The organism is uncultured Kriegella sp., assembly GCF_963975415.1.
GTDB lineage: Bacteria > Bacteroidota > Bacteroidia > Flavobacteriales > Flavobacteriaceae > Kriegella.
In genome coordinates, this window is record NZ_CAXBGN010000011.1 from 98478 (window position 1) to 110640 (window position 12163).

Sequence of the window (12163 nt, forward strand, 5' to 3'; positions counted from 1 at the left end):
AGCTATTCATTGTTTACTTCGAAAAAAATACAGCTTCCGGTACTTCTGCTTGTAAAAGAGAGGGGCCTTTCCATTGCAGATCAAATTTATGTTCTTTACCGGAATCGCTTTGGCTATAAATACGAATCGGATGGTACCCTTCCTTTAATTTAATAGCCCCTTTCCTAACCGTTTCAGGCAAATATCCATAATCGGCATCAATCACACTGGCATCGTGAATGCGTATAAAAGCTTTGTTCGTAACGCTTAAGAAAAAAGTGTATATACCACTTCTCGGGATTCTAATGTATCCCTCAAAAAGGTATACATTTCCTTTCTTTGATTTGATCTGATTCAGTGAAGGCCTTTTGGCAGTTCCGTGTTCTAGGGGAATCAAATCGTCAACACGGGCCAGCCAAGGAGCCTCACTTTCATATGCTTTCCAACGCAATCCCTTTTTTAATCCATTGACAGAGACGGCCGATACCCCTTCACCGTCATAAGGTCGTGCCGCGGCAGTATCGGGCACCCGTATTTGCAAGACACGTTCTTTCATTCGTTTTTGTAGTTCGGCCATGTTCGCATTACCAGCAAGATTCGTCGCCTGATGGGTATCGTCAATTACATTATAAAATTCAAAATCGTCATCTGCTTCTTGAATATTATAGCGTAATCCAACAATATCGCCTATGCGCATCATTTGCATCTGTTTTCTTAGCCTACCCCGGTTATTGGGTGCAAATTCATCATACTCGGGTGATTTTCGGCCTTGATTATATTCAACATAAACCAAACTTTCTTTTTGTTCTCCCTGTCCGCTTAAACTAGGCAATAACGATACCCCGTCACTATTCGCAGGTGCCGGGAGCCCTGCGGCATCTAAGAAGGTCGGAAGCCAATCGTAGGAAATGTTTGGCGAATCGACTACACTTCCGGCAGGAATTTGTGTCGGCCATCTTGCTATCAAAGGGGTTCGCTCCCCTCCTTCCAAAACATCTCTTTTGATACCATCAAAGGGGCCAAAACTGTTAAAGAAATTTGCTTTGTAGCGCTCTTTTGGTAAATAAGATTCAATAGACGGACCATTATCCGAATTAAAAATCACTAAGGTATTTTCATCAATACCTAAATCGCCTAACAATTGCAGAATATCTCCCACCTCATTATCGATACGTCTTGTGCTAGTAGCATACCGCTTGTATACGTCGGGCCACGCCACCTCGGGGGTTGAAGAATCATTATCATCATCGTATGTAGCCATTGCATAATCTGGGTGTACCCAAGAGTCTACTACCCCTGATGCCGTATTGATCATATGGCCCGGGGTACCGGTCCACTGCAATCCTCCCTTGAGGCCACCTCCCTTAGGATAGGCCTGTGTCGGCAGCTCTAATACAGCATGGGGAGTATCGAAGGCCAAATACATAAAGAAAGGTTGCTTATCTTTATTCTGGCTCTGTTCTACAATCCATTTTTTGGCAACGGCTGTCCATAAATCTCCGGTATAGCACTTATCAAGGTCTTTACTTACCTCTGTCTTGTTTTCATATACCTCTTTTTGACCACGATAAACTCCTTCTTTGGGGTAGTGTTCGTGACCGTCTGAATGGCGCATATATCCGTAGTAATAGTCGAAACCCCTATTTAAGGGATGTGCAGGCCATGAATCACCATTTTCAGACCATCGCTTCGAACCTTGAAGTCCCCATTTACCAATAGCGGCTGTCTTGTAGCCCGCCTTTTGTAAAACATTGCCAACGGTGTGGTTATCGGCCAATGCCTTATCGAATTGGTTGTCTCGAACATTGGCATGGCCCTGGCTCAATCCGGATAAAAAAGAAGATCTTGAAGGGGCGCAAACCGGTGCCGCAGTATAGTGATGGGTTAAAATTGCGCCCTCTGAAGCCATTTGATCAAGATTGGGAGTGAATACCCATGGTTCACTACGGTCATTTCTCTTTTTCCTCTGATTTTGAAAAAATACGCCTACATCTCCATACCCCAAATCATCGGTGAGTATATAGATAATATTTGGCTTGCTCTTATCAGTAGCCTTTTTAGTCTGACTTTTGACCATCTGCTGGCTAAACAGCAACACTACGATACTAATAATGCCATATACTTTTCTCATAATTCTATGGATGTTGTTTTATCGATTTATCGCAATTAAGGAGAATCTCGTTAATTTCATATCGATATTATCTTAAATACTAGCTTCAATTCTTTTCATATGCCTGTCCATACCTTAATAAGCTTTCCAAATAATAGTAATCGGCATAATTTAAAGGAACATCGATTTCATTACCGTGAGGAATACTGCCTACACTATGCTTTAAAATAAAATCATTGTTCCCCCCTATTTTTGCGGTATATTCCTCAGAAGCCAAAGAATTTAGAATTTCATCGATTTGCGCCCTGTACGACTCTTTTGTAAAACTATCTAGTTCGATAAGAGCCGATACAATAATGGTGGCCGCGGAAACATCCCGTGGTTCGTCGGGAATTTTGTCGGCATTATAATCCCAATAAGGTATGGCATCGGCCGGTCTATTATCATAAATATATTGGGCTATTTTCTTAGCCTGATCAAGATACTTCTCATCTTTAGTGTAGCGATAGCAGACCGTATAGCCATACAGGCCCCAGGCTTGGCCTCTAGCCCAAGCACTCTCATGGGCGAAACCTTGGGCCGTCTCTTTGTTTCTAACCTTTCCCGTTTCGGGGTCATAATCCACAACGTGATACGAAGAGTTGTCTTCCCTAAAGTGATGCTTCAAAGTCGTATTCGCATGCGTTATCGCTATTTCCTTGTATTTATCATCTCCGGTCAGTTCACTGACTTTAAATAAAAGCTCCAAATTCATCATGTTATCAATAATTACAGGAAACATCCAGTTTCTTTCAGATTGCCAACCCCTGTCCACATCCCAGCTCTTAATACATCCGACGTTGGGGTTAAATCTGGTAGACAAAGATTCGGCCGCCGTTATCATGACCGCCATAAAATCTGTGTTTTGAGTCAATTCATAGCCATTGCCGTATGAACAGTTGAAGACAAAACCCAAATCATGATTTGTAGTTAAGTTTTTATGTTGTTCGAACATCGCTTGAAAAGATGTTGCGGCACTCTTCCATTTTTCATCTTTAGTGTATTTATACAAATACCATAGACTACCAGGGTAAAAACCTTCTGTCCAGTCGAATTTCAGATTCGTCCAATGCATTTCTCCCTCAGGATTGACAGTTCTCGGGATTCTATTTTCTTCTGTGGCGAACGCCGTTTGAAGATCTAACTGTCGCAACGCACTAGACAATGCTTCGTCTACGTCTACACTTTTTTCAATGGCACTACTGGGCACCGCTTTGTCGGAAATCTTTTCGCTATTGTTTTTACAGGAGCTCAACAATACTATAAGAAGTAGAAAACACCTGATTTTTCCGAAATGACCCAATTGTAACTTATAGACAAAATTTTCATTCATAGCACGCTCAATTTTTTTATGAACCCACAAAATACAATTAAAGAAACAATTTGTGAATAATATACCCACTACTTCCTTAGCCTAACATATATTAAATCGGTGCTAAAATAGCATCATTTCGCTATTGATTACCTTTGGGGTTGTACAAGACGCCTAAAATACACTATGAGCTCTGAACAAGAAAAAAAAATAGCGGCTATCGAATCGGTCGCTTTGGTGGAAAACGGGATGTTGGTTGGCTTGGGATCAGGTTCTACAGCGGTATTTATGATTCAAAAGCTAGGGGAAGAAGTCGCAAAGGGGCTTTCAATAAAGGGGGTGCCCTCTTCCATCGCCACTGCGAAACTAGCCCGTGAAGTCGGTATACCTTTAGTTTCTCTAGAAGATGCAATGACATTGGACATAAACATTGACGGAGCTGATGAATTTGACCCATCAATGCAGTTGATCAAAGGCGGCGGCGGTGCGCTTTTAAGGGAGAAAATTGTTGCTCACAATTCTAAATACAATGTTATTATTGCCAATTCAACCAAGAAAGTTGAAAAATTAGGCAAATTTAAACTGCCCATCGAAACCATTCCTTTTGCCACGAAGAATATTATGGCTGAATTGGACCAGGTGGGGTTAAAACCGAAACTTCGATCGGTGAAAGGAATCCCGTATAAAACCGACGAAAATAACCTGATCGTTGACCTTGATATTTGGGAATGGGACGATATACCACGCCTAAACGAAATATTGCTAAAAATTCCGGGTCTTGTCGAAACCGGACTTTTTCTAGATTCTACAGACCTCATACTTGTCGGTAAAGGCGATTCGGTCATTAAAATCGAAAAATAGGAATCAGTCGACCACCCATCGTGTTATGATGACCGTCAATAAACGAATAATGAACAAATGAATTTGAACATAAAAGATACGTTTAATCAAGAATTGCCCGCAGACCCCGTTTTGGAAAATACACGAAGGCAAGTACTCGAAGCATGTTTTTCGTTCGTCGAACCGAAAAAAACCGCCCATCCGAAACTTGTGCATACCTCTTTTGAAATGACCGAAGCACTGGGGTTGACTAAAGAGGATTTAAATTCCAATTTATTTCTAAAGGTCTTTACGGGCAATAAAGTACTGTCAGGCACCAAACCTTATGCAATGTGTTATGGAGGGCATCAATTTGGAAATTGGGCAGGGCAACTTGGTGATGGAAGGGCCATTAATTTGGCCGAGGTCGAACATGACCATAAAAGTTGGGCATTGCAATTAAAAGGGGCAGGGAAAACCCCATATTCCCGTACGGCAGATGGGTTGGCCGTATTGCGATCTTCAATACGAGAATACCTCTGTAGCGAGGCTATGTACCATCTTAGAGTGCCCACCACTAGGGCATTATCATTGGCCCTTACAGGAGACCAGGTATTACGCGATGTGCTTTACAACGGCAATCCCGCATACGAAAAAGGTGCTATTGTCTGTAGAGTAGCTCCTTCTTTTCTGCGTTTTGGCAATTACCAGATTCTTGCAGCGCAGCAAGACGACAAAATCCTTAGAATATTGACCGACTACACGTTAAAGCATTTCTTTTCAGATTTAGGAAAGCCGTCTAAGAAAACGTACTTGAACTTTTTCGAGGAAGTCGCCGACCGAACGTTGCATATGATAATTCATTGGCAGCGTGTAGGTTTTGTACACGGGGTCATGAATACTGACAATATGTCTATTTTAGGATTGACAATAGATTATGGCCCCTATGGTTGGCTAGAAGGTTATGATAAAGGCTGGACCCCCAATACCACTGACAATCAATATAAAAGATATCGTTATGGCAATCAATCGAATATCGGTCTTTGGAATTTATTTCAGTTGGCCAACGCCTTGTTCCCACTGATAGGGGAAGCGCCGCCTTTGGAGGCCATTTTGGAAGCCTATAAAACCAAGTATCAAATCAAATATCTCGAAATGATGAAGTCTAAAATCGGACTTTTCACGGATGATTCCGAGGATGTTCAGCTCATTAATACTTTAGAGGAAAACTTAGAGCTGACAGAAACCGATATGACGATTTTCTTTCGAAAGTTGGGTGATTTCAAAAAGGAAACTAGTAGTGAAACACCATTCACAGATGTGGTCGGAGCTGCTTTTTATGTACCGAGTGAGTTAAAAGAAGAAATACTTTTAAAATGGCAAACGTGGTTTTCTGCCTATCGCAAACGCCTCAAGAAAGAAGAATTGACCGATAAGGAACGGAAGGACAAAATGAATACTATTAATCCCAAATATGTACTACGTAATTACATGGCGCAATTAGCCATCGATGCAGCCGATAATGATGATTTTTCACTTATTGATGAATTGTACGTGCTTTTGAAAAATCCGTATGATGAACAGATTGAATCTGAAAAATGGTTCGCAAAACGCCCTGAATGGGCTCGACATAAAGTCGGTTGCTCTATGTTGTCGTGCAGTTCATGAAGCAGCCATCTCAAAAAATGGCGACCTATTAATTCATATCTCACTATTTAGTAATAAGGGCAAGCCGTGATAATTTCCATTAACAGATCATAGTTAATAAAAAATACATTTTTTTTCTTTTTGTAACTTTTGTTACTTCATAGCATTGTTATTTCTGTTATTTTTGTTTCTATGGTCAAGCTATTTTCCATACTGATGTCTAGTCTGATGTTGATTCAAAGCTTCGGTATTACCTTTGGTGATATTGTACAATTGGACGAATTTATGGAGCATGCCAATTTTCATGCGGAAAAATACGGGGATAATTTACTCGTGTTTATTTCAAAACATTATGGTGAATTAAAGGAACAGCATAGTAACGACCACAAAGAAGAAAAAAGAGACCACGAAAACTTACCCTTTCAAAACAACGGCCATTGCACTTCATCGTCTTTTGCTATCGTATTCAGTACCTTTTCGTCCGAATTAAAGTCACTTCAAAACCTGGAAGATAAAGTGACCAATTTCTACTATCCGCTTCCTTCCTCCTCCTTGCATTCTACAGGTACATTTCAACCTCCCCGATTCGTATAATTCATTTACCGCTAAAAGTGGTATTTACATGTTCACAAGTTCAACACCATAGCGTTTTGAGCTAGTAATAACTTATGTTTTTCAATGAATTATGCTATCACGTATCATAGATTTTAGTATTAAGAACAAATTTGTTGTTCTCTTGTTTACAGTATTTATATTCGGGTTCGGAGTCTATTCGCTTTCTCAAATCCCCATTGGGGCGGTTCCTGATATCACCAACAATCAAGTTCAGGTAATCACTACCTCACGTAATTTGTCGACCCAAGACATGGAACAGTTCATAACCTATCCTGTTGAATTGGAAATGGCAAATTTGCCCGGTGTGAAGGAGATTCGCTCCGTTTCAAAATTTGGACTTTCGGTTGTGACTATAGTTTTTGATGAAAATTTAGGCACTTATTTACCGCGTCAACTTATTGCCGAAAAAATAAAATCAGCCTCCGAAAAAATACCGGAAGGATTTGGAACTCCTGAAATGGGACCGATTTCGACAGGATTAGGAGAAATCTATCAATACACCTTGGACGTAGAACCAGCGTTCAAAGATCGGTATTCCACAGAAGATTTACGTACAATTCAAGACTGGATCGTAAAACGCCAACTTTCCGGTATCCCGGGGGTTGTAGAAGTAAATACATGGGGAGGTCTTCTAAAGCAATATGAGGTCGCCATAAAGACCGAGAAATTAAATGCGATGAACATTACGGCACACGATATTTTCACAGCCTTGGAAATGAACAATAGCGTAAGTGGTGGGGGCTATATCGAAAAGGTGAATCAAGCTTATTTTATACGTGGCGAAGGGCTGGTGACATCTTTGGAAGACATTGAAAACATCGTGGTCAAAAATGTCAACGGTACTCCAATTTATGTAAAAAATGTGGCTGAAGTAGGTTTTGGAAGTGCCCTTCGTTTTGGCGCCATAACAGGAAATGCGGAAGGAGAAAAAGTTCTCGGCCAAGTTATGATGCTCAAAGATGCGAATTCAAAAAAAGTAATCGATGCCGTTAAAGAACGTGTAGCCTCAATATCGAAATCGTTACCTCAAGGCGTCTATATCAATGCTTTTTTAGACCGTAGCGACCTTATTGGCAAGACTACGTTTACCGTAACGGAAAATCTTGTGTTGGGCTGTTTGATCGTCATCTTTGTCGTAGTTCTATTATTGGGTAATTTTAGATCGGGGCTGGTCGTAGCATCGGTCATACCGCTTAGCTTGCTCTTTGCGCTCTCATTGATGTACATTTTTGGTGTTGATGCGAATCTAATGAGTCTGGGAGCCATAGATTTTGGGATTATTATCGATGGGGCCGTAATCATCGTGGAATTTATCGCCTTTCAAATTACCCAACGTAAATCGGAAATCGATGCATCGTCTCAACAATCAAATACTGAAAAGCAAGCGCTAAAAGACGAAATCACCTTTAATGGTGCATCTAAAATGATGAACTCAGCCATATTCGGACAACTTATTATTCTCATCGTTTTTATTCCGATTCTGTCGCTAAGTGGTGTTGAAGGCAAGATGTTCAAACCCATGGCATTGACCTTCAGTTTCGCGCTTATTGGGGCCATGGTTTTCTGCTTTACGTATGTGCCCGTCGCTGCATCATTGTTCTTAAAACCCTCTAAAAATTCCAATAAAAATATCTCAGTTCGCTTGATGGCCTGGATCAATAGACGTTACGACCCTATTATTGATTGGGCCTTACGCAGCAAATCTATCGTATTGGCTACAGCACTTCTTTTATTAAGTATTTCGATATACATATTTACAACCATGGGCAGCGAATTCGTACCCACATTAGACGAAGGGGACTTTGTTATTCAACCTGTTTTAAAAACAGGAACTTCCTTGAGCAGCACCATAGAAAAGACGACGCAAATTGAAAAAATATTGATTGACAATTTTCCTGAAGTAAATCAAGTGGTTACCCGTATTGGTGCGGCCGAAGTACCTACCGACCCGATGTCGATGGAAGAAAGCGATGTCATCATCACATTGAGACCCAAAAAAGAATGGGTTTCTGCCGATTCAAAAGACGAATTGGCCAATAAATTTAAGGAGGCCCTTTCTGTCGTTCCGGGTATGGAAGTAGAGTTTACACAACCCATTGAAATGCGTTTTAACGAACTTATTACAGGTGTTCGGGCCGATATTGCCATCAAAATTTTTGGGGAAGACTTAGGCATCCTTTCAGAAAAAGGAAACGAAATTAAATCGCTTATTTCAAATGTTGCGGGCGCAGCAGACATTTCAGTTGAAAAAGTCGTTGGTCTACCGCAAATGAATGTTACCTACAATCGTGCTAAAATCGCGCGTTATGGCCTTAATATTCATGATATAAACAATTTGGTTTCTATGGGTTTTGCAGGAAAAACAGCGGGAAGCGTTTTCGAGGGAGAAAAGCGGTTTGACCTCGTAATGCGGTTAGAGAAAAAGAATAGACAAGATATCGACAACCTTAAAAATCTTTATGTCGATTTGCCTGCGGGCGGCAAAATCCCCTTGAGCGAACTTGCCGAAATAACATACAAAAAAGGAGCAGCCAAAATCTCACGCGACGATACAAAACGTAGAATTGTGGTAGGTGTGAATGTCCGTGACCGCGACCTTCAATCAGTGGTCGATGATGTTCAAAGACTGATTGAAGAAAATATAAACCTACCCATTGGATATTCCATTACTTACGGCGGCCAATTTGAAAATCTACAAAGTGCAAGAGCCAGATTATTGATTGCTGTGCCCATTGCACTACTGCTTATTTTTGTCTTATTGTACTTTGCTTTTAAATCGGTCAAGGAGGCACTATTGATTTACTCCGCTATTCCCCTTGCCGCGGTTGGCGGTATATTGTTGCTATGGATAAGAGGCCTGCCATTTTCCATCTCCGCCGGCGTGGGCTTTATAGCTTTATTTGGCATCGCGGTACTTAATGGCATCGTGTTGATCGAGCATTTCAAGGAGCTTAAGAAACAGCCATTTACAACTATAGATGCACTTATTAAACAAGGTACCCAAGACCGCCTACGAGCGGTTTTATTAACAGCGTCGGCAGCCGCTTTGGGCTTCTTGCCCATGGCGATATCGACCAATGCAGGAGCAGAGGTACAGCGGCCACTTGCGACGGTTGTCATTGGTGGCCTTTTTACGGCTACCATACTTACGCTCGTTGTGCTTCCGGTTCTCTATGCTTTATATAATAAAATGGAAAAAAAGAACAAGAAATCATCATCCATAAATATTGCTACGATGATAACTGTGGCTACGTTCTTGTTCGGAATGGGCGCACAAGCCCAGGGATCACCAAAAGAATTACAAGAATTGATTCCTATGGCCATTGAAAATAATGCGGCGTTAAATGCGGATCAATTGGAAACATTCCGTACCAACGCGCTAATAAATAGTGCCTTCAGTTTTAACAAAACGCATCTTTATTATGAATATGACGAGAACAACCTTGCCATCAATGAGGTGCCATTAGATGTCATTGGCATACAGCAAGATTTCTTGTTTCCTACAGTTTACTTTGCTGAAAAACGAGTAAATAAGAATACTTACAAACTGGCAACGAATAGTTTCGAAATTCAGAAAAAAGCCCTAGAACGTGCTGTGACGGCTACTTATTATGAGTTTCAATACGCAAAGAAAAAAGAAAACATCTACAGGCAATTAGATAGTTTGTATGCCGAATTTTCAAGTAAAGCCGCGCGAAAATTTGAATTAGGAGCCACCACCTATCTGGAGAAAATTACAGCCCAATCGAAAAGACGACAAATTTCTGTGCAGTTTGAAAAGGCACAAATAGACGTAGAAATCGCCTATAAGGCGTTAATGAAATACGTTCAGGTAGAAGAACCTTTGGAAATTGCCGTTGAGCCGGCCACTAAAGCACCTCTTAGAGCGATAGCGCTGTCGGACAGTCCCGAGTTGGATTTTTACAATAACAGAATTTCGTTGGCCAGGGCCACAAGCGCTTTTGAAAAGCAAAAATTACTCCCCGATATTTCATTCAATTATTTTCAAGGAACCAATTCGCAGCTCAACAACAATCTCTACGGTTATCAATTAGGGCTTAAAATACCCCTGTTTTTTAGCGGACAATCATCACGTATTAAGGCTGCAAAAATTGCATCCGACATTGCAACTAAAGAATCGGAGGAATATAACATTCAATTGAATGCCCGATTACAAGAACTGCTTGATGAGTTGGGCAAATATGAAAAAGCACTTATTTTTTATAAAGAAGAAGGTACAATGCTTTCTACGGAAATTCTTAAGACTGCAAACGGAAGTTTTAAAAATGGAGAAATAGATTTTTATCAATATATCCTAAGCCTGGAAAATGCGTATCAAGTGCAGCTAGACTACCTAGAGAATCTCAACCGATACAACCAGGCAGTCATCAAAATCAATTATATCACTCTTTAATTAAGCACTTATGAAAAATTCTATATATCGAACATTCATTTTAATCACATCTCTTATTACCCTCAGTTGTGGTGACAATACCAAGGAAACCACAGATAAAGAAGCCATCGGCGATGACCGTATCAAGTTAACCAAGGCCCAATTCGAACAAAATAATATGGCATTAGGCACCTTATCTGAAAAAGAATTTCCCGTAATCGTAAAAGCGACCGGAATGATAGATGTTCCACCGGAAAACCGTTCGGTAGTTAGTGCTACTATGGGAGGTTATATTAAGACCCTGCCCCTACTTATCGGTGATGTCGTCAAAAAAGGCCAAGCAATACTCACTATTGAGAATCCTGAATTTGTAACCTTACAACAAGAGTACATGGAGATTAGGCAGCAATTGGACTATTTAAAATCGGAATACGACCGCCAGAAAATAATGTTCGATGAAAACATCACTTCGCAAAAGAGCTATTTAAAAGCCGAGAGCGAGTACAAAACTGCACAGGCAAAGGCTACTGGTTTTCATAAACAATTGAAAATGCTCAATTTTTCCCCTGCTGCCGTCGAAGCTGGAAATATCGCTTCCGTAACCACAATATACGCACCCATTTCGGGAAGTGTGACCAAAGTGAACGTGACCAAGGGTAGCTATGTAGCACCAGCAACGGCCATTCTTGAAATTATCGACAACAGCCACATTCATTTAGAACTATCCGTTTTCGAAAAAGATATTATGAAAGTTAAAAAAGATCAGAATATCACTTTTAAAATTCCCGAAGCATCACCAGATTCATTTGAGGCTGAAGTACATTTGGTGGGCACAGTTATCGGGGAAGGTCGCACTATAAAGGTGCACGGGCATCTAATGGAAGAAGAAAAAAACCACTTTTTAACAGGAATGTTCGTCGAAGCCGACATTATTACGGCCACCGCCCATGCCAAGGCCTTGCCTGACCAATCAGTAGTGAACATAGGAGACAAAAATTTTATACTCGTACTAGATAGTGAAGCCGATGGCAATTACTACTTCAATCAGATGGAAGTAGACGTGAAGGATAACTATAAAGGCTATACGTTGATTCAAAATGAACAGAATTATCGGCCCACGGTTAAATTTTTGACCAAGGGAGCCTTTAATCTATTAGGAGAATAATTGTCATACCTGAAATTTATATTAATCAAAATAGGGAGTTGTTCACGAAATAGACAGTTTCTAAATATTTTTATGAAGCCTTTA

At 40.6% G+C, this 12163-nt stretch carries 7 protein-coding genes; 5 read left to right on the forward strand and 2 right to left on the reverse strand.

The features are described from left to right. Nucleotides 1-13: 13 nt before the first annotated feature. Nucleotides 14-2110 carry a sulfatase-like hydrolase/transferase gene (locus tag AACZ88_RS19515; RefSeq protein WP_339714067.1) on the reverse strand — a complete coding sequence of 699 codons (2097 nt, stop codon included), beginning with the start codon at nucleotides 2108-2110 and terminating at the stop codon, nucleotides 14-16. A gap of 85 nt (nucleotides 2111-2195) precedes the next feature. Beyond that, complete coding sequence (locus tag AACZ88_RS19520) at nucleotides 2196-3461, reverse strand: glycoside hydrolase family 88 protein (RefSeq protein ID WP_339714070.1); 1266 nt, start codon at nucleotides 3459-3461, stop codon at nucleotides 2196-2198. A 165-nt stretch (nucleotides 3462-3626) separates the two neighbouring features. On the opposite strand from AACZ88_RS19520, the gene rpiA reads away from it, so the two are divergent. From rpiA to AACZ88_RS19545, 5 genes are all read left to right on the forward strand, one after another. Continuing rightward, complete coding sequence (gene rpiA, locus AACZ88_RS19525; protein ID WP_339714073.1) at nucleotides 3627-4301, forward strand: ribose-5-phosphate isomerase RpiA; 675 nt, start codon at nucleotides 3627-3629, stop codon at nucleotides 4299-4301. 57 nt (nucleotides 4302-4358) lie between these two features. Further along, nucleotides 4359-5927 (forward strand): YdiU family protein, encoded by a 1569-nt coding sequence (locus AACZ88_RS19530; RefSeq protein WP_339714076.1) that lies wholly within the window; start codon nucleotides 4359-4361, stop codon nucleotides 5925-5927. Nucleotides 5928-6098: 171 nt separating this feature from the next. Beyond that, nucleotides 6099-6500, forward strand: coding sequence for a hypothetical protein (locus AACZ88_RS19535; RefSeq protein ID WP_339714078.1), 402 nt, complete (start codon nucleotides 6099-6101; stop codon nucleotides 6498-6500). Between the two features lie 91 nt (nucleotides 6501-6591). Then, complete coding sequence (locus tag AACZ88_RS19540) at nucleotides 6592-10935, forward strand: CusA/CzcA family heavy metal efflux RND transporter (RefSeq protein WP_339714081.1); 4344 nt, start codon at nucleotides 6592-6594, stop codon at nucleotides 10933-10935. Between the two features lie 10 nt (nucleotides 10936-10945). Beyond that, nucleotides 10946-12079 carry an efflux RND transporter periplasmic adaptor subunit gene (locus tag AACZ88_RS19545; RefSeq protein ID WP_339714084.1) on the forward strand — a complete coding sequence of 378 codons (1134 nt, stop codon included), beginning with the start codon at nucleotides 10946-10948 and terminating at the stop codon, nucleotides 12077-12079. Nucleotides 12080-12163: the final 84 nt, after the last annotated feature.